This window comes from Embleya sp. NPDC055664 (assembly GCF_053618075.1).
The window spans coordinates 1-20,733 of sequence record NZ_JBSHGZ010000068.1; the positions used below are offsets into that span (position 1 = coordinate 1).

The 20,733-nt window shown below is 71.6% G+C and carries 9 protein-coding genes and 1 pseudogene; 6 read left to right on the forward strand and 4 right to left on the reverse strand.

The window, feature by feature from the left end; translation table 11 throughout:
- Positions 1-79: 79 nt before the first annotated feature.
- The 3 genes from ACWGR4_RS47130 to ACWGR4_RS47140 all read right to left on the reverse strand — a co-directional run bounded on the left by ACWGR4_RS47130 (position 80) and on the right by ACWGR4_RS47140 (position 4,409).
- Positions 80-943 (reverse strand): SDR family NAD(P)-dependent oxidoreductase, encoded by an 864-nt coding sequence (locus ACWGR4_RS47130; protein WP_452133789.1) that lies wholly within the window; start codon positions 941-943, stop codon positions 80-82.
- 55 nt (positions 944-998) lie between these two features.
- Positions 999-1,793 (reverse strand): thioesterase II family protein, encoded by a 795-nt coding sequence (locus ACWGR4_RS47135; RefSeq protein ID WP_380002108.1) that lies wholly within the window; start codon positions 1,791-1,793, stop codon positions 999-1,001.
- Positions 1,794-2,012: 219 nt separating this feature from the next.
- Positions 2,013-4,409 (reverse strand): MMPL family transporter, encoded by a 2,397-nt coding sequence (locus ACWGR4_RS47140; protein ID WP_452133790.1) that lies wholly within the window; start codon positions 4,407-4,409, stop codon positions 2,013-2,015.
- A gap of 404 nt (positions 4,410-4,813) precedes the next feature.
- Here ACWGR4_RS47140 and ACWGR4_RS47145 point away from each other — a divergent pair, with 404 nt between their 5' ends.
- The 6 genes from ACWGR4_RS47145 (at position 4,814) to ACWGR4_RS47170 (ending at position 20,485) form a co-directional block, all read left to right on the forward strand.
- Complete coding sequence (locus ACWGR4_RS47145; RefSeq protein WP_380002104.1) at positions 4,814-5,968, forward strand: SDR family oxidoreductase; 1,155 nt, start codon at positions 4,814-4,816, stop codon at positions 5,966-5,968.
- A 57-nt stretch (positions 5,969-6,025) separates the two neighbouring features.
- Positions 6,026-7,612, forward strand: coding sequence for a PfaD family polyunsaturated fatty acid/polyketide biosynthesis protein (locus ACWGR4_RS47150; RefSeq protein ID WP_380002102.1), 1,587 nt, complete (start codon positions 6,026-6,028; stop codon positions 7,610-7,612).
- A 22-nt stretch (positions 7,613-7,634) separates the two neighbouring features.
- Entirely contained in the window at positions 7,635-14,375 is a 6,741-nt protein-coding gene (locus tag ACWGR4_RS47155; RefSeq protein ID WP_452134344.1) for an SDR family NAD(P)-dependent oxidoreductase, read from the forward strand.
- A gap of 5 nt (positions 14,376-14,380) precedes the next feature.
- Positions 14,381-18,580 carry a hotdog fold thioesterase gene (locus ACWGR4_RS47160; protein WP_452133842.1) on the forward strand — a complete coding sequence of 1,400 codons (4,200 nt, stop codon included), beginning with the start codon at positions 14,381-14,383 and terminating at the stop codon, positions 18,578-18,580.
- Positions 18,581-18,807: 227 nt separating this feature from the next.
- On the forward strand, positions 18,808-19,974 hold the full coding sequence (locus ACWGR4_RS47165; RefSeq protein ID WP_452133841.1) for a phosphatidylglycerol lysyltransferase domain-containing protein: 1,167 nt from the start codon (positions 18,808-18,810) through the stop codon (positions 19,972-19,974).
- A 43-nt stretch (positions 19,975-20,017) separates the two neighbouring features.
- Positions 20,018-20,485: an SRPBCC family protein gene (locus ACWGR4_RS47170; protein WP_452133840.1), complete on the forward strand. Its 468-nt coding sequence runs from the start codon at positions 20,018-20,020 to the stop codon at positions 20,483-20,485.
- 18 nt (positions 20,486-20,503) lie between these two features.
- Here ACWGR4_RS47170 and ACWGR4_RS47175 read toward each other — a convergent pair.
- Positions 20,504-20,733, reverse strand: a pseudogene (locus ACWGR4_RS47175) (phospholipid carrier-dependent glycosyltransferase); the annotation flags it as partial.

Consider the following 20,733-nt stretch of genomic DNA (forward strand, 5'->3'; position numbering starts at 1 on the left):
GCGGAACGGTCGCCCGCTGTTTTCCTTGCTTTCTGACCTGCCCGACGTGCTTTACCGGAGGTCGTGCGGCTTCGCCGGGTCAGGACCGCGGGGCCGCCTGGCGCACGACCTTTGCCCGTGCCCGTTCGATCGAGGCGTGTACGACCGGTTCGAACGCGGAGCCCAGCAGCCTGGTTCCCAGGTCCATGACCTTCGCGTCGAGGCCGATGCACACGCGGGTGCGGCGCTTGCGGACGCTGCCGAGGATCACGCGCGCCGCGTGCTCCGGCGAGGTCCTGGACAACGAGTCGTGCACCGCCACGACCTCGGCCCGGTCGGTGCTCTGCGCCGCCCGCGAGTTGCGCACGATGGAGGTCCTGATCCCGCCGGGATACGCGGTGGTCACCCCGACCGCGCTGCCCTCACGGCGCAGTTCGTTGCGTACGGACTCGGAGAAGCCCCGCACGGCGTACTTGGTCGCGGAGTAGGCGCTGCGCTCGGGCATCCCGAACAGCCCGAACGAGGAGGACACGTTGACCAGATGGGCGCCGCGCGCCGGATCGGCGCGGCGCAGGTGCGGGAGGAAGGACTTCGTGCCGTGGGCCACACCCCAGAAGTTGACGCCCATGATCCATTCGAAGTCGGCCCACTCCATCTCGTCGACGCTCGCGGTCAACGCCACCCCGGCGTTGTTGATCACCAGGTTGACCTGGCCGAAGCGCTCCGCGGTGTTGTCCGCCCAGTCCTGCACCTGCTCGCGCCGCGCGACGTCGACCACGTCGACGTGCACCTGCTTCGCGCCCAACTCCTCGGCCCGCCGCGCGGTTGCGTCCAGGCCCTCCGCGTCGACGTCGGCGAGGGCCAACCGCGCGCCGTGTTCGGCGAGGGCGAACGCGAGTGCCTGTCCGATTCCGGAGGCGGCTCCCGTCACCGTGCACACGCGTCCTGCGTAGTCTCGAATCACGGGTTCACTCCAAAAACTCGACCGCACGTGGATGAGGGGACATCGGCTGCGAAATTCAGGAGAAGGCGCCGACGGTGGAGCGCAGATCGGTGGAGAGATCGGTCAGCAGGCTCGGCAATGCCTCGTGCACGTACAGATGGCCGCCGGGATAGGTGCGCAGTCGCAGCGGCCGTGTCGTTTGTTCCTGCCAATTCGACAGTGATTCCACCGCGACCAGGGTGTCGTCACGGGCGCCGAAGACACTCAACACACAATCCAACGGCGCCTCGTGGACGTACCGGTGCTGGAGGGCCAACAGGAGGTCGGCCATCATGGGCGGCCCGAAGGCCGCCATCGAGCCCTGGTCGCGAAACACCTCGGGCGGCAGCAGGTCGGTCAGTCCCAGTTGCCGCCAGGGCTGGTCCGAGATCAGAATCGGCTGGCACGCGCGCGCGAACGCGCCGCCCTGCGGCGGCGGCACGGCCGACAGGGCCAGCAACGACGGCATCCGGTGACCGCATCGGCGCAGCTCGCGCACGGTGTCGAAGGCGATCATCGCGCCGATGCTGTGGCCGAAGAAGACGTACGGCCGGCCGTCGTCGGATTCGAGCACGAGTTCCGCGACCATCGCGCTCAATTGCGCCGGATCGGTGAGTGACACCTCGCCCGTACGTGCGCCGCGACCGGGAAGTCGTACGGCCGTCACCTCGACCGAATCCGGCAGATAATCCACCCACGGCGCGAACATCGTCGCGTCCGCGCCGGCATAGGGGATGGTGAACATCCGTACCGGCGCGTGCGGTCGCGGTGTATAGGTGACCAGGTCCGGACGCGGAGAGCGAGTGCCGAGCGGGCGGCAGATGGATTCCACAGGCGATTCTCGATTCGTCCTACGCGAACTACGCGAAAAGGCGGGGGTCGGTTGCGTTCGGCGAATGCCGGCCGATCGCGGAAACTCTATGCCCTCGGGGGAGCTCGGCCGGAAACACGATCGCCCGAACGGGTAATGGACCGAGTTCCGGCACGTGATATCCGAACAGCCTTGTGGGTCGGACGATTTGCCGTTTCGACCCGGCACCGGCGAGGGCGTTCAGCCAGCGGGTCGGTCGACCCCGTCGGCGGCGGAGTCGGCCGCTTGGCCGACGAGTTCGGGGCCGGCCTCCGTACGGGCGTCGGGCAACTTCGCGCCGGTGTCGCGGGGGCGTCGCGGCAACGACCACGACGGTGCCCACCAGTTGGCCCGGCCGGTGAGTCGCATCAGGGCGGGTACCAGCACGCCGCGGACGACGGTGGCGTCCACCACGACCGCGACCGCGAGGCCGACGCCGACGGTCTTGAGCAGGGTGACGTGGGACATGGTCAGCGCGACCATGGTGGCGGCGACGATCAGCGCCGCCGCGGTGAACAGTCGACCCGTGTGCTCGATTCCGAAGACGATCGACCGGGTGTTGTCGCCGGTGCGGACGAACTCCTCCTTGATGCGGGCGAGGAGGAAGACCTCGTAGTCCACGGAGATGCCGAAGGCGATGGCCAGGGTCAGCAGCGGCATCGTGGTCTCCAGCGTGCCGTCGGTGGTGAAGTCGCCGACCAGCCACCGCAGATGACCGTCCTGGAAGACGTAGACGATGGCCCCCAGGCTCGCGGTCATGCTGAGCAGGCCCATCACGACCGCCTTGATCGGCACCAAAACGCTGCGGGTGAACAGGAAGAGCATGACCAGGGTGCCGACCAGCATGATCGCTGCGCCGTAGGGGAGTGCCTCGCGCAGGGTGTGTTTGGTGTCGGTCAACTCGGCCGCCTTGCCCGCGACCAGGTGGGGCTGCGGCGCGGGCAGGGTGCGCAACCGGTCCACGAGCGCGACCGTGTCGGGCGACTGGCTGTCGTGCGTGCCGACCACGCGCAGCACGCTGCCCACGACGGCGGGGCGGGCCGGCTCCGGCGGCGCGGCCGGGCGGACGATCACGCTCGTCGTACCGTCGGCGGCGGCCTCTTCCGGCTGCGCGGCCGGCAACTCCGATGTCCGAAGGGGGAGTCCCGCGCGGTAGTCGCCGGTGTCGGCGATCACGTGCGCGACATGGGGCAGCGCGGACAACCGTCGGGCGTAGGCGTCGATCGCCGGGGCGTCGGTCGCCGCGTTCGCCCGGGGCAGGATCACCGGGATGATCCGCTCGGGCGGGTCGACGAAGTCGCTGCGCAACAGCTGCGCCGCGCGGTGCGGTTCGGAACTCGTCGGCAGGATCTTCTCGTCGATGGTGGTGAATCGCGCGTGCAGGAAGGGCAGCGCCAAGATCAGAAGGAGGGCCGCGGCGGTGCCTCCGCACAGGATCGGTCGGGCGGTGGCGAGCGTGGCGATGCGACGCCAGGCGGGGCTGCCGCCGCCCACCCGTCCGTGCCCGCGTCGGAAGCGGCGGAACGGGTCCAGTCGATCCAGGCGCGGCCCCAACACGGCCAGGAGCGCGGGCAGTACGAGCAGGGACGTCAGCGAGGAGATGCCCACCACCAGGATCGATGCCCACGCCAACGAGCGCAGCAGTTCCAGCGGGAAGACGAACAGCGCGGACAGACACAGCGCCACCGTCGCCGCGGAGAACAGCACGGCCCGCCCGGCGGTGGCCATGCTCAGCACGATGGCCCGGCGCGACTCGACGCCCCGGGAGAGTTCCTCGCGATAGCGGGTCACGATGAACAGGGCGTAGTCGACGGACAGGGCGAAGCCCAGTGCCGCGCAGATGTTGATCGCGAACACGGTGATCGGCATCGTGAGGGTCAGTGTGGCCAGGACGGCCAGGGCCCCGGCCACGGAGACCGCGCCGATGGCGAGCGGGATCGCCGCCGCGGTCAACGATCCGAACGCCAGCAACAGGATGATCATGGTCAGCGGCGCCGCCAGCAACTCCCCGCGTTCGAGGTCGCGTTCGGACTCGTCGGTGGCCTGCGCGTTCAACCACGCGGGTCCGGTGGCGTCGACTCGCAGACCGGCCGCCGCCTTGCGCACGGCGGGGACCAGGGCGCGCGAGGCGACCGCGCCGTCGCGTTCGCTCCCGGCCAGGTCGACGCGGATCAGCGCGCCCTTGCCGTCGCGCGAGCGCAACAGGGGGGAGTTGGTGGTCCAGTAGGACTGCGCCGCGTCCACGCCCGGTCGGCCCGCGACCAGCGCGGTGATCCGCCGGCCCGCCTCGGCGACCTCGGCGTCGTCCACCGGCTTGTCGGCGCGGAGGTAGAACACCAGGTCCGCGGCGTCGGCCCCGTATCGGGCGGCGACCCGCTCGGCCTCCGCGGCCCGGGTCCCCGTCGCGGTGAAACCGCCGTTGGACCAGCGGTCCTTTGCGCCGGCGACCACGACGGCGGCCAGGAGCAGGACGATCAGCGCGCCGGCCAGGAGCGGGCGGCGGTGCCGTACGCACAGCCCGGCGAGGCGGCCCAACGGGTCGCCGGGCGGATCCGGCGTCTCGTGTTCGGGAGGTGGGACCGGGATGGTGTCGAGCATTGTGTGTCCTCCCAGGACGACGTCGTCTGTGCGATGGGCGAGGACGCCCGTGAACCGGGCTCGGGTGCGGGGAACACGGGCTCGGACGCGGGCATGGCGAACTCCGGGCCGCCATCGCGTCGGGCGGCCGGGCAGGGGCGAATCCTGTCGCGACGGTCCGCCGCGTCCACGGATATTCGGCGGAATTGTTCGCACCGCAAGCGAGGGTACCGCGCATACGGACCACAGCTCGTTATTGCCCGCCAGGGCCGCCGCACCGCAATAAATCGTATGTATAAGAATCGGATGGTTCCGGCCGGCGAGTGAGTGGACAAATATGCCCATCGACACCCCGGCTCGGAACTAGCCCATACCGGTGAATCTGACTTCCCGCGCCGGGGCGTGGACTTTTCCAGCGCCCGCGCATGGATAGTATCGACGTCGCAATAGCCGGCCATCGGTTCCACGAGAAGAGGAATGAGACCGTGCAGGTTGTATTGACCGGAGGCACCGGTTTCCTGGGTCTGCGGCTCGTTCGTGAACTCGTGAATCGGAATTGCTCCGTCATGCTGCTCTCGCGTCGCAGCAGTACGAGCGCCATCGACCGAATCTCGCATGCCCTCGGTCGACTGGGCGAGACACCGGATTTCATTCGGAAATTTCGTCGCCGCGCCGACGAACTGGACATCGAAATCGAGCGTCCCCTGTTCGGCCTCCCCGACGACCGGGTGGAAAAACTCGTCCGGCGCGCCGACATGTTCCTCCACAGTGCCGGAAACATCGATCTCAACACCGGTGCCCGGGCGATCCGGCCGGTGAATGTCAACGGAACGCAAAACTTCCTCGACATCGCCGCAAGGAGCCCACACGGCGCGCCGTTCTGCCATGTCAGCACCGCGTTCGTGGCCGGCGCCCGACGCTCGGGCACCGTCGCCGAAGCCGACCTGATCGACGCCTACGGCTTCGAGAACGAATACGAGCGGTCCAAGTGCGACGCCGAATCCCTGGTCGGCCGATGGGCCCGGGAAAACGGAATGCCGGCGCTGGTCATGCGACCCAGCATTCTCCTCACCGACCGGCCGCCGACCCCGGGACTCCCGGCGCACCCCTTTCAGACCATCAGCGCGCTGCTGCGTGCGTCGACGATCGAAAGGGGCATCGCCGGACTCTCCATTCCACGAGGTCTGCGGCCGGTCATCCACATGCAGGGCCAGGCCGACGCGCGGCTGAACTGCCTCCCCGTCGAGGACGCCGCGAAGGCCATCGTGAGCATCGCCGCGGAACACCGGTCCACGGACGCGGAGACATACCACATCGTCCACCCGGACGACGTCTCCGCCACGACGCTCATCGAACTCTTCGAGAAATTTGCCCCGATCCGCATCGTCCTCCGGCCCGAGCTGCCCGAAAGGCTCTCCCCGGCCGAGCAGCGCTTTCACAGCTACGCCGGGTTCGCCGCGTACTTTCGGCACACGCGGGTCTTCGACGACCGCAACGCGCGCCGCGTCCTGGGCGGACCCTGTTCCCGGACGACCGTCGACATGGCCTATCTCCTGGCCGGCACGCACGGGATTCTCTGACGGTCGACGAAACCCGAGTCCGACACCCTTTCCGAAAGGCCACAGGAGAAACCGTTCATGACCATCGGACTGCAGGCATCACCTCGTCGTGACGTGTCGGATCCCACCGCCGACGGTCTCCTGGCCGTGCTTCGCCAACCGCGGAGCATGGCCACGATCGTTCGGCGCCTGTCCGACTCCGTGACCGGCGCCGTCCTGGGTGACGCGCCCGTCGACGGCTGCGAAGTCGTCGGCACACTCTCCCCGTTGTATCCCGAATGGCTCGGGGATCGTTCGTTCACCACCGACCACGGCGTGCGATTCCCCTACGTGGCCGGTGAGATGGCGCAGGGCATCGCGGGCATCGCCATGGTCGAGGCGATGGCGCGCGCCGACCTGCTCGGCATCTTCGGAGCGGCCGGACTGCCGATCGACGCGGTGCGTCGGGCGATCGAGGAACTGCGCCACAGGCTGCCCGAACACGCCCCGTGGGGGGTGAACATCATCCACAACCCGCACTCGCCCGTGTGGGAGGACGAGGTCGCCGCCCTCGCCATCCGACACGGCGTGCGGTGCGTGTCGGTCTCGGCGTTCAGCAAGGTCACCCGCGCCCTCGTGCACTGTTGCGCGGCGGGCCTGCAGATGCGCGCCGACGGCCGGATCGTGCGTCCCCGGATGATGATGGCCAAGGTCTCGCGGCCCGAGGTGGCCGAACAGTTCCTCGCACCGGCACCCCCCGAGCTGCTGCACGAACTGCTCGCCCAGGGCCTGTTGACCGCCGACGAGGTGGCCCTCGCCGCCCGAGTGCCGATGGTCGACGACCTGACCGTGGAGTCCGACAGCGGCGGGCACACCGACGGCAGGCCGCTGTCCACCGCGCTCCCGCAGATCCTGGCCCTGCGCGACACCGTCGCCCACCGACACGGCATCACGCCGCGCACCAGGATCGGCGCGGCCGGCGGCCTGGGCACCCCGCACGCCGTCGCCGCCGCGTTCGCGATGGGCGCCGCGTACGTGGTGACCGGATCGGTCAACCAGCTCAGCCTGGAGGCCGACACCTCCGACCGGGCCCGCACGATGCTCCAGGCCGCGGACACGATGGACGTGGCCATGGCGCCGTCCGCGGACATGTTCGAGATGGGCTCGAAGGTGCAGGTCCTCAGCCGCGGCACGATGTTCGCCGCCCGAGCCTCCAGGCTCTTCCAGCTGTACCGCGACCACGAGTCGCTGGAGGACATCCCGCCGGCCCAAATCGCCCGACTCGAACGGGAGATGTTCCGTCAGCCGGTGGCGCAGGTGTGGGCCCAGACCGAGGAGTTCTGGCGCACCAGGGAACCCGCGCAGGCCGACCGCGCGGCCGTGGACGGCAAACACCGCATGGCGCTGGTGTTCCGCTGGTACCTGGGCATGTCCAGCACCTGGGCGACCACCGGGGTCGCCGACCGCAGCGTCGACTACCAGATCTGGTGCGGCCCCGCGGTCGGCGCGTTCAACGACTGGCGCAAGGACGGATTCCTCGCCGATCCCGCGAACCTGTCCGTGGTGCAGATCGCCCGCAATCTCATGGAAGGCGCGACGGTGCTCACCCGCGCGCAGCAACTGCGCAGCCACGGTGTCGACCTGCCCCCCCAGGCGTTCACCGTCCACGCCCATGAACTCCTCTGACTCGCATAAGGCAAGGAGTCCCGTGCCCGAGAGTTCCCGTCCCTCCCAACCACCCATCGCCGTCGTCGGCCTGAGCACCCTGCTGCCCGGTTCCTCGGACGTCGGCGGGTTCTGGCGCGACGTGGTCCACGCCCGTGACCTCATCCGAGACGTGCCGGACACCCACTGGCTCATCAGCGATCACTATTCGAGCGACCCCACCGCCCCCGACAAGACCTACGGCAAGCGCGGGGCGTTCATGTCGCCGGTGGCGTTCGACCCGCTGGCCTTCGGCACCCCACCGTCCACGATCGACGCCACCGACACCGCACAACTGCTGAGCCTGGTCGCGGCCGAACGAGTCCTGCGCGACGCCTGCGGCGACGACGGCCCGTCCGAGACGATGCGAGAACGCACCGGCATCATCCTGGGAGCCAGCCCCACCGAGCTGGCCTTTCGCATGTCCTTCCGGTCCCAGCGGCCCACCTGGCGCCGGGTCATGCTCGCGCGCGGCGTGCCCGAGGCCAAGGCCGACGAACTGTGCGAGGCCATCGCCGCCTCGTATCCGGTATGGAAGGAGAGTTCCTTCCCCGGCATGCTCACCAACGTCATCGCCGGCCGCGTCGCCCGCCACTTCGACCTGCACGGCAGCAACTACACCACCGACGCGGCCTGCGCCAGCTCGCTGTCCGCGATGAGTGCCGCCATCGACGAACTCACCCTCGGCCGCGCCGACATGATGATCACCGGTGGCGTGGACCCGCTGTGCGACGCCTTCGGGTTCACCTGCTTCAGCAAGACCCCGGCGCTGTCCCCGTCGGGCGAGTGCCGGCCCTTCTCCGCCGACGCCGACGGCACCCTCCTGGGCGAGGCCGTGGCCATGGTCATGCTCAAGCGCCTGACCGACGCCGAACGCGACGGCGATCGGATCTACGCGGTGATCCGCGGCGTGGGCACCTCCTCCGACGGACGCGGATCCTCGATCTACGCCCCCGCCGTCGCCGGACAGGTCCGCGCGCTGCGCCGGGCCTACGCCAGCGCGGGCTACAGCCCCGCGACGGTGGAGCTGATCGAGGCCCACGGCACCGGTACCAAGGCCGGCGACACCGCCGAAGTCACCGCCCTGCAGGAGGTGTTCGGCACGGGCGACCCGGCCGACATCGCGCGCTGCGCGCTGGGATCGGTGAAGTCGCAGATCGGCCACACCCGGACCGCCGCCGGCGCCGTCGGACTGGCCAAGGCCGCCCTGGCCCTGCACCACCGGATCCTGCCGCCCACGATCAAGGCCGACCGTACCGATCCCTCCCTGGAGTTGGAGAAGGGCCCCTTCTACCTGAGCACCCGGACCCGGCCCTGGATCCGCGGCACCGACCACCCGCGGCGGGCCTCGGTCTCCAGCTTCGGGTTCGGCGGAACCAACTTCCACGTCACCCTCGAAGAGCACCGCACGGCGGAAACCGCCGCGGCGGGCGAGCGGTACACCCGCAGCGCGCCCAGCGAACTGCTGCTGCTGAGCGCCGATTCCGGCCCCGCGCTGGTCACGGCGCTGGACGCGCTGGCCGCGGACACCGCGCCGCCGGCCGACCTGGCGCGCCGCACCCAACTCGCCTTCGACGCCGGGGCGACGCACCGGCTGTGCCTGGTCGTTCGCGACGAGGACGACCTCCGGGCCCAGGCGGCCGACGCGCGGAGCCGGATCGCGGCCGACGCTCGGGCGGCCTTCCACACGCCCGGTGGTGTGCGCTACGCGTGCGGTCCCGCCTCGACCGACAAGATCGCGTTGTTGTTCCCGGGACAGGGCAGTCAGTACCCCGAAATGGGCATGGACGTCGTGCTGCACCAGCCGCTCGCGCTCGCCGCGTGGGACCGGCTGGCCGGCTTCGAGATCGACGGACACCCGCTGCACCGCCTCGTCTTCCCGCCGCCGGCCGTGGACAAGGCCGGCGAACGCGCGCAGTCCGAACGGCTCAAGGCCACCGAATGCGCGCAACCGGCGCTCGCCGCCCACGCGTTGGCGATGCGGGAGATCCTGGGCGCGGTCGGCTTCGAACCCGACTGCGTGGCGGGGCACAGCTTCGGCGAACTCTCCGCGCTGCACGCGGCCGGCGTCTACGACGACGACACCCTGATGGCCCTGGCCCGGGCCCGCGGGGAACTCCTGCGCGACGCGGGCAAGGTGTCGGGCGCAATGCTCGCCGTCACCGCCTCCGCGAAGGAGGCCGACGATTTGGTCCGCGGCATCCGCCGAGCCTGGGTCGCGAACTACAACTCCCCGACGCAGCACGTCGTCTCGGGCGCGGAATCCGCGATCGTCAAGGTGGACAAGCGCGCGCTGGAGCAGGGGCTCAGGACCCAACGGCTCGCCGTCTCCTGCGCCTTCCACAGCCCGCTGCTCCAGTCCGCGACCACCGGGTGGCGGCCCACCCTGGAGCGGTACGAGTTCGCGACGCCGCGCATGGCCGTCTACGGCAACGCCGACGCCCGGCCGTATCCCGGCGAGGCGTCCGCGATCCGCACCGTGCTGCACGATCACGTGACCTCCTCCGTGCGGTTCGCCGACATGATCCTGGCCATGCACGACGACGGCGTCCGTACGTTCGTCGAGGCCGGCCCGGGCACCGTACTCACCGGCCTGGTCGGCAGGATCCTCACGGACCGGCCCCACCTCGCGCTGAGCGCGGACCAGACCCGGGGATCCGGACTCACCGCACTGCACCGCGTCCTGGGCGCCCTGGCCGTCGCCGGTCGCCCCCTGGACTTCGCCCCGCTGTGGGCCTCGTTCACCTCGAGCGCTCCTTCGCCATCGCTGACAAGGACGGGTATGACCATCCCCATCTCCGGTCCCAACCCCGATGTGGGCCACCGCGAGAGCACCCCCGCCGTGCCCGTGGTCCACCAGTCGGGCACCGGGTTCCCGCCGGCCGCCGCGACGACGAGCCCGGCGCCGCCGGCCGCCGCCGCGCGGCCGATGCCGCCGGCGCCGCTCGCCGTCACGCAGGCGGCTCCGCCGGCTCGGGTGCAGGCGGCGCCGCCGGTCGCGGCTGCGCCCGCGGCTCCGGTTGCCCCTGCGGCTCCTGCACAGTTCGCGGCCGCCGCACCGGCGCCGGCACCGGCGCCCGCCTATGTACCGGCGCCCGTTCCGGTACAGCCGGCCCCCGCCGTGCCGGTGCGCTACGACCCGCCGGCCGCGGAACCGACGACGCACGACGTCACCTCGTCCGGGTCCACCTGGTCGCCGGTGACCGCCTCCGGCGCCTGGCTGCACGCGTTCCTGGAGGTCCAGCGCCAGGCGGGCGACGCGCACAGCGCGTACCAGAGCACGACCTCGGCCAGTCACGCCTCCTACCTGGACCTGGCCAAGACCTCGCTCGACGCGCTGATGGCCTGGCGGCCCGGAGCCGAGCCGCGAGCCGCGGCCGCGCCGACGCACGCCCCGGTCGAGATGCCGGCGCCCATCGCCCCGGGCCCGCGCGCGCTGGAGGCCCGGCCGCCGGCTCTGGAGATCAGCCCCGCGCCGCCGATGCCGACGGCGTACCAGGCGCCGGCTCCGGTCACCCAGGCCCGGCCGCCCGTGCCGGCGGCGCCGGTTGCTCCGGCTCCGGTCGCGCCGGTCGCGCCCGTCGCGCACCAGAGTGTGGTCCAGGCGCCCCCCGCGATGGCGCAGATCCCGGCCCCGACCCAGGCACCGGCCCTCGCGGCCGCGCCCGCCCCGGCTCCGGCCGCCGCTCCCGCCCCTGCTCCGGCCGCCGTTCCGGCGCCGGCGCCGGCTCCGGTTCAGGAGAGTGGCGCGGATGTGGCGTTGGCGATCGTGGCGGAGTTGACCGGCTATCCGGTCGAGATGCTCACGCCCGAGATGGATCTGGAGGTGGACCTGGGTGTGGACTCGATCAAGCGGGTGCAGATCCTGACCCGGTTGCGGGACCACTTCCCGGGTGAGGCCGACGTGGATCCGGCCGACCTGGCCCGGTTGCGTACGATCGCGGCGATCGCCGAGAAGATCACCTCGATGCGCACCCCCGGCGGTACCGGCGCACAGGCTCGGCCCCGGACGCAGGCCCTGGTGCCGGCTCCCGCTCCGGCCGCCGCGCCGGCCGCCGCGCCGGCCGCCGCCCCGGCTCCGGTTCAGGAGAGCGGTGCGGACGTGGCGTTGGCGATCGTGGCGGAGTTGACCGGCTATCCGGTCGAGATGCTCACGCCGGACATGGATCTGGAGGTGGACCTGGGTGTGGACTCGATCAAGCGGGTGCAGATCCTGACCCGGTTGCGGGACCACTTCCCGGGTGAGGCCGACGTGGATCCGGCCGACCTGGCCCGGTTGCGTACGATCGCGGCGATCGCCGAGAAGATCACCTCGATGCGCACCCCCGACGCCACCCCCGCGCCGCCCCAGGCGCCCGTCACCGCCCCCGCCGCGCCGGCCGCTCGTCCGCAGGAGCAGATTCCCGCGCAGAGCAAGCACGAGGCGCCGCAGTTCACGGTCCTGCGCACCGGCACCACCCTCGTACCCGTCGAGGCCGCCGCCGGCGCCGCGCTCAAGGGCCTGCGCGAACAACCGCTGCTGATCACCGACGACGGCACCGGCGTCGCCGAATGCCTGGCCGAGACCCTGCGCCGCGAAGGCATCAAAGCCTCCGTCACCGACCGCGTGACCGAGGACTCCACCGCCGTGATCTCCCTCGCCGGCCTGCGCGGGATCGACCCCGAGCAGGACCCGGACGCACCCACCCGCGAGGTCTTCACGACCCTGCGCACCATCGCCTCGGCGATGGACCGCCGAGGCGGCGTACTGGTCGTCGTCCAGGACACCGGCGGCGCGTTCGGCACCTCCGGCGTGCGCGGTCGCGAGGGTTGCGCGGGCATCGCCGCGCTCGCCCGTACCGCCGCGAACGAATGGGCCCACGCCTCGATCAAGACGATCGACATCGACCGGGCCGGGCGCGTCCCGCAGGACATCGCCCAGGCCATCGCCACCGAACTCCTGCGCGGCGACGACGTCACCGACGTCGCGCTGGCCGCCGATGGTTCGCGCGCGCTGCTGCGCGGCAGCACCGAGCCGATGGGCACGCCCCGGCCGCTCGACCTCGGGCCGGACCCCGTGGTCGTGGTCACCGGTGGGGCCCGCGGCATCACCGCGTCCTGCCTGTTCGCCCTGGCCCGCGCACACCGGCCGAAGTTCCTGCTCCTGGGCCGGACCCGCCCCGTCGACGAGGACGACGAACTGCGCGGCGCCGCGGACGAGACCGCCATCCGTCAGATCCTGGGCAGCCGCCGCGACGAGCACACCGGCGCGACCCCGACCCTTGCCGAACTCGCCGTCGCCTCCGGCCGCGTGCTCGCCTCCCGCGAGATCCGCAGCACTTTGGACGAGCTGGCCGTCGCCGGCGCGGAGACCCGCTACGTCACCGCCGATGCCACCGACCGCGAGCGCGTCGCCGAGGCGCTGGCCGAGGTACGCCGCGACTGGGGCCCGATCACCGGGGTCATCCACGCCGCCGGCGTGATCGCCGACAGCAACATCGTGGCCAAGACGGAGGCCCAGTTCACCACCGTCTACGACACGAAGGTGCGCGGATTCCGTACCCTCCTCGACCTGACCGCCGACGACCCGGTGCGCCTGGTGTGCGCCTTCTCCTCGGTCAGCGCGCGACTGGGCACCGCCGGACAGTGCGACTACGCGGCGGCCAACCAGGCCATGGAGCAGATCACCGCGACCGAGGCGGCGCACCGCCCGGGCACCACGGTCAAGGCCGTCGCCTGGGGCCCGTGGGCGGCCGGCATGGTGTCCCCGGCGCACGCCGAGCACTTCCGCCGGCTCGGCGTCCCGCTCCTCGAAGAGGCCGCCGGCGTCAAGGCGTTCATGACCGAACTCGAACAACCCGGCCCGGCCTGCGTCTCGATCGCCGCCGGCGCCGCCACCCCCGCCGGTGACCCGACCGACCAACCGGACGTCACCGAGATCGTCGTCGGCGCCGACACCCACCCGTACCTGATCGACCACAGCATCGCGGGACGCCCCGTGGTGCCCGTGGCGCTGGTCCTCGAATGGTTCGCCGCCGCCGCGCGCGAGGCGCTGCCGGACAACGGTTCCCTCCTGGTCCGCGACCTGCGCGTACTGCGCACCATCGCGCTGGAGAAGTTCGGGACGGAGGAGACCCGACTGCGGGTGCACGTGCGTCCCGACGGCACCCACCCCGACACCACGCTGCGCCTGGAACTCAAGAGCCCCGACGGCGCGCTGCACTACTCGGCCCTCGCAGGTCCGGGCGAGGCGGCGAAGCTGACCGCCCCGGCCGCGGAGCCCGTCGACGAGAACTTCGAGGTACACCCGGGCAGCGCCGTCTACGACGGAGCGATGCTCTTCCACGGCCCGAGCTTCCACGCCATCGACACGATCACCGGGCTGAATTCCACCGGGGCGACGTGCGACCTGATCGGGGCGCGGCACCTCGGCTGGGCGCAGGACACCTGGCGGACCGACCCGCTCGTGATGGACGGCGCACTCCAGGCGGCCTGCCTGTGGGTGCTGTCCTCGGCCAGCGTGCAGTCGTTGCCGATGGGCATCCGTGAGGTGCGCGTGGTGTCGACCGGTGCCGTGACGACACCGGTGAAGTGCACCGTGCGCAGCGTCAAGCAGGGCACCGACGACGCGGTCTGCGACATCTGGCTCACCTTCGAACAGGACGGCGTGGAACGGGTCCTGGCCGTGCTCGGCGGCGTGGAGATGATCTACCGTCCGGACCTGTCCACCGCGACCCGGCCCGCGCTGATCTCGACGGACGCGTGAGGGGCATGGACTTCCCCGCAATCGCCATCGTGGGACGCGGCTGCGTCCTGCCCGGAGCACACACGCCCGCCGAATTGTGGGAGACCGTGGTCTCGGGCGCGGTACGGCTGACCCCGTTCTCCATCGGGCGCCCGACGGCGGGGCCCGAGTGGAGCGGGGCCGACCCGGCGAGCACGGTGTTCGGCCACGTCACCGGGTTCGAGGAGCGCTTCGACCCGTACGGCCTGGCCATCGACGCCGAGCAGATCAAGGGCCTGGACCCGACCGTGCGCTGGGTCGTGCACGCGACCCGGCAGGCGCTCGCCGAGGTCGACCGGCTCGGGCTGCACCGACGCACGGGCCTGGTCCTGGGCAACATCTCGTGCCCGACCACGTCGATGGTCGCGTACGCCGAGGACGTCTGGCTGCGGTCGCAGCCGGCCGAGGTCCGGGCCGAGTGGCCCCGGCACGACCGGCATTCGCCGATCCCGATGAGCCGATTCTGCTTCGGCCTGCCGGCGCAGCTCGTGGCCCAGGCCTTCGGGCTGCGGGCCGGCGCGGTGGTCCTGGAGGCGGCCTGCGCCTCCGCGCTGTACGCGATCGAACTCGCCTGCCGGAAGCTGCACTTCCGGCAGGCGGACCTGATGGTCGCCGGGGCGCTGAACGGCGGCGCGCCCGAGATCATCAGCCACGGCATGGGCCGGCTCGGGGCACTGAGCCCCAGTGCGCGGTCGCGGCCCTTCCACCGGGAGGCCGACGGCCTCGTGCCCGCCGAGGGCACCGCGATGGTCGCCCTGATGCGGCTGGAGGACGCGCTGGCCGCGGATGTACCCGTGCTGGGCGTGATCCGTGGGATCGGGGCGACCAACGACGGCGGTCGGGGCGGCATGCTCGTCCCGGACGGCGGTCAGCAACAACGCGCGATGAGTCTGGCCTATCGGGCCGCGGGGATCGACCCCAAGACGGTGTCGCTGCTGGAGTGCCACGCCACCGGCACGGCGGTCGGCGACACCGTGGAACTGGGCTGCGCGGCCCGGATCTTCGCGGAGCGTACGGATCTGCCGATCGGGTCGGTCAAGGGCAACCTCGGCCATCCGCTCACCGCCGCGTCCGGGGCCGCGCTGCTCAAGGTGCTGGGCGCGATGGAACACGGCACACTGCCGCCGACCGTCGGTGCCGACGACGCCAACGAGGCCCTGCGCGGCACACCGCTGCGGCCACTGGCCGGGCCGGAGGAATGGCGGGGGCTGCGGCGGGCCGCGGTCAGCGGCTTCGGGTTCGGCGGGGTCAATGCGCACTTGGTCGTGGATGCCTGGGACACCGCCGACCGGGCGGCGACCTCCTTCCCCGGCGTGGCCGTGCCCGGCCCCGCCGCGCGCCGCCGGCACCAAGTGGCGATCGTCGGCCTCGGCGCCCGCGTCGGGGACGGCGACACCACCGGCGACTTCGTCGAGGCGCTGCTGACCGGTGAGCCGAGGTTGCGGCCGCCGCGCACGGTGGAACTGCGCGTGGACGGCCTGCGCATGCCGCCCAACGACATGCTGCAGACCTCCGGGGAACACCTGCTGGTCCTGGAGGCCGCGCGCGATGCCGCCCGCGCGCTGACCCTGCCCGACGAGCGCACCATGGTGCTCGTGGGTGTCGGCAGTGCGACCGTGCACGCCGAGTTCTCCGTCTGGCACAACCGTACGACCGTGGACGCGCGCCGCTCGGCGGCGGCCGCGGCATCCTCCGAGGAGCGGGTCGCCGATCCGTTGAACTGTCCGCCGTGGTCCCTCGGGGGCCTGGGCAACATCGCCGCCAACCGGATCAGTGCGCAACTTCGGCTGACCGACGCCAGTGTCGCGGTCTGCGCGGAGGAGGCATCCGGGATCCGGGCGCTCGACCTCGCGGTCGACGCGATCGGCAGCGGAGCGAGCGACGCGGCGCTCGTGGGCGCGGTCGACCTCGCCTCGACGGTGGTGCATCGGTCGGTCGTCCGCGATCTCGGGCTCCCCGGAGCCGAGGGGAACGCGGCGGTGGTGCTGGCCCTCAAGCGGCTCGACCACGCGCGCCGGGACGGCGACCCCATCCTTGCCCTGATCGATCCGCAGGACGAGAACGAGGCCGGCGCCGATGCGGGAGCGGGCGCCGTCGACCTGGTGGTCGGCGACCTCGATCCTTCGTCGGCGCCGGCGGATCGGCCGGACCGGCTGGATCCCTCCGGCCTGTTCGGTCGTCCGCACTGCGCGGCCGGGCTGTTGAGTGTGGCGTGCGCCGCGGTGGCGCTGTATCACCGCACCGTGCCGGCCGTGGGGGCACAGGCGTTTCCGCGGGCGGAGTTGGCGAGGGCGAAGGTGACCGTGGCCCCGCTGGGTGCGCCTCCGGCCGAACTCCTGCTGAGCGCCGGGGATACGGCTCCGGCGGCGACGGGTGTGGCGACCCTGGGACGAAGGGCGGAGGGGCCGACGCCTGCCAGGCGGTTGTCCAGCATCGCGTTCTTCGACCTCAGGACCGTGCTTCGGCTTCAGGACGCGCGGCCGGCGCGGGAACTCGTGACGCTGCCCGCGGCTCGGGCGGTGCCGGCGGCGGAGATCGGCGGAGGTGCGGGCCCGGCGGCGGCTCCGGCTGCGGTGGCCGTGCCGGTGGCGGCTCCGGGGCCCGCTCCTGGTTCGGTTGTGGCTCCTGCTCCGGCTCCGGCTCCCGCTCCGGCTCCCGTTCCGGTGTCCGTGCCGGTGGGTTCGGTCGAGGAGACTCTGGTGCCGACCGCGCTCAGTGCGCATCAGCGGGCCGTCGGCAGGTCGCATGTGCATTTCATGAACACCCGGCATGAGAATCACCTGCTGTTCCTGGAGGTTCAGCGGCAGGCGACCCGGGCGTTGTTGGAAGTCGCCGGCGCGTTCCAACAGTCGTATGGAGCGGAAACGGAGGCCTTGGTGGCGGACTCGGCGGGACCGGTTGCTCCGGTTGCCTCGGCCGCTCCGACCCTGCCGACGCCGTCGATCCCGCCGGCCCCGCCGATCGAGCCGGTCCAGCCGGTCCAGCCGGTCGCCGAGGTCGCGGCGCTCGTCCCGGAGCCGCAACCGGGCCCGGCCGAACGCGAGTTCGTGGTCAGTCCCGATGCCGATCCGTGGGTGCTGGACCACTGTCCCACCTGGACATTGCCGGTGTTGCCGATGATGTGCACGGTGGATCACCTGTTCCAGGCGGCGAGTACGTACACCGGCCTGCGGGCCACCGGCCTGCGGGAGTTGCGCCTCCAGCGCTGGATCCCGGTGGTGAGCCCCACCCGGCTGCTCACCCGGGTCGAGCCGATGGCCGATCGGGGCCGGGACGTGCACGTCAGCCTGCTGATGTGGCGGCCGGCCCGGAACGAGGCGCTGTCCAGGTTCGAACTCGTCGCCGAGGCGACGATCACGTTCGACCGGCCCGAAATGCCGGCTCCGCTGCCACCGCTGGCGGATGCGCAGCCGGCCGAACTGCCGTACCTCACACATCGGTTGCCACACGGCCCGGCCTTCCGCTACCTCACCGAGGTCGGCTACGGCAGCGGTGGCGCCTTCGGGATCCTGGACGCGCAACGGGGTTCCGTCCCCGGCACGTTCACCCATCCCGGGCTGCTCGACGCGGCGACGCACATCATCGCCGATCGGGTGTTCTGGCTGCCGTACCCGCAGGTCGGGCCCAATGTGGTGCCGTATCCGCACGGCCTGGTCCGCATGGACCTCTTCGCCCCGTTCCCCACCGAGGGGCAACTGCGCGTGGAGGCCCGACCGGGCGGATCCGAGGGCGATCTGCTGTTCGTCGACTTCCAGGTGCTGGCGGGGGATCGGCTGTGCGCCGCGTTCCGCAACGTCAGCATGGTGTCCCCGCCGAGTGTGCTGGAACTGCAATCCGGCGCCGATCGGCGGGCCTTCCTCCTGGAACGCCGACCCGCGCCGAAGATGAGCCTGTCCCAGGTCGTGGACGGCGCAAGCCGACTGGATCGGGCGGTCCTGGAGACGGCCGACTGGCCCACCGGCGGACTGGCCTACGTCTACGGTCTGCCCGCCGGCGCCCCGGCCCGACTGCACGCGGAGGAGGTGGCGATGCGCGAACACGTGGCCCGGGCCCACGGCGAACATCCCGCCCGGGTCGTCGTGGACGTGGAGAACCGGATCGCCTGGTTGTCCGACCAACCGGACACGCGGCACCATCTCGTGGTGCACGCGGACGCCGAGTCGGTCACCGTCGAGAACCGGCCGTAGCCGACACGGGTCCACGGTCGACGTCGTAGCGGTGGGCGGGTTCCTTTCGGGGCCCGCCCACCGTCACTGCTCGGGTCTGCCGCGCCGAGCGCGTCCGCCTGCGCCAAGTCGCCCCGTACGCGACGTGGAACGAGTGAACCTCCCGGCCTTTTCGCGGTGAAGGCGTGTCAGCACCTCCGGACGGCTCGTTTGACCCTGCGACACGACCGCCTCAGCTTGGGGAAGCCATGACCTTCGGCACAGAAGAGCCGCCTTCCGTCCGGAACGACCGGCATCGCGGGAACGGGAAGGGCGGCGACGGCGACAGCGGCGTGGTGCCGGTACAGCGGGGCGTGGCCGGCGGAAGCCGAGGGTCCGCGCTCGGCGGCGCCGGGGCGGCGACCGGGGTCGCGGTTGCCATGGCGGACGGGCAGAACCCGATCGGGATGTTGCGTGCGCACGCCGACCATCCGAGTGCCTTCCTGGCGGTCAACGCCGGGACGCGGCACCACTACGGGAGCGGCGTCCCGGGGCTCGTCGCGTTTTTGCCGGGGCGGCGCCACCACCTCCAGTTCGCTGGACCCTTTGCGGCGCCCGCGCACCGAGGGGCGCTGCTCGACGAATACCTGCGCACGCTCGACCGCGGCCCCGGCCGGCGCAGGGTGCTGACCGCGGTTCAGCTGCGCTCGCACGACATCGCGCTCTACGCCGACCGCGGCTTCGCGGTGAACCAACTCGGCGTCGCGTACGGCATCGACCTGTCCCGCTTCACGCTGCGCGGCAAACCCCTCGCCAAGGTCCGGCAGAATGTCTCCCGGGCCCGACGGGAGGGGGTCGTCGTCACGGAGGTGGGATCCGACGACGTGCCCGACCGACACACCCTGGAGCGGATCGACCGCGAGTGGCTGCGCGAGAAGGGCCGACTCGTTCGGCAACTGTCCTTCATGGTCGGCGAACACGGCGGAATCGGCCGGAGGTTGCGCCGTACGTTCCTGGCCCGACACCGTGGGGAAGTCGTCGCCTACATCACGTACGCGCCCGCGTGGGGAAGTCGACCGGGGTGGTTGTGCGACCTGTCGCGCCGCCGCCCCCAGGCGCCCGTCGGCACCCACGAACTGATCACCCTCACGGCGTTGAACACCTTCACCGAGGAGGGCGCGGGCTGGCTCCACCTCGGGCTCGCGCCGTTCGTCGGACTCGCGGACGAGCACGAACCCCCCAGCGCGTCCCCCCTGTTCGCGTGGATGCTTCGACAGGGGACCAAGCGTGGGCGCGAACTGTACCCGGCGCGGACCCAGGAAGCCTTCAAACTCAAGTGGGCCCCGCACGTGCGCGAACCCGAGTACGTGGCCTTCCAGGACCGCTTCCGGGTGACGGCCGTATGGAATCTCCTACGCGCCACCCGCCTGTTGTGATCGCCCGGATGCTCTGCCGGGTCGGCAACTTTGGACTCGGGCCATGGACAGGATCGATCGGGTCAGTCGGGTGATCGCGGCGGCGCCGGCGGCCGTCTATCGTGCCCTCCTCGACCGGGAATCCCTCGAGGCGTGGTTGCCGCCGAGCGGTATGCGCGGGCGGATCGAGCGGTGGGATCCCCGGCCCGGTGGGGGGTTTCGGATGGTCCTCACCTACCTCGACGCCACCGACGGCCCCGGCAAGACCTCGGATGCGACGGATGTCGTCGACGTCGCGTTCGCCGACCTGGTGCCGTCGGAACGTGTGGTGCAGCGGGCGGTGTTCGAGGCCGACGATCCGGCGTACGCGGGAACCATGACGATGACCTGGCACCTCGCTGCCGCCGGTGCGGGGACCGAGGTGACCGTCACCGCCACGGATGTGCCGGCCGGGATCGATCAGGCGGTACACGAGGCCGGGATCGCCTCCTCACTGGCCAATCTGGCGGCCCATGTCGAAGGGGCCCGCTGACGGCGCTACTTCGCCGGCTCAGATCCAGGTGCCGAACCACAGGCGGTCCAGCCACGCGCTTCGGCCGATCGTCTCGCCGGCGAGGATCGGGTAGAAGTAGAGGAAGTTCCAGGCGATCAGGGCGATGATCGCGACGACTGCGGCGGTGCCCCGGGCGCGTCGGCGTTCGGTGGCTCCGGGTGGGCCGAGGAGTGCGCCGAGCATCATGGTCACGGCCAGGCACAGGAACGGGACGAACGCGACGGCGT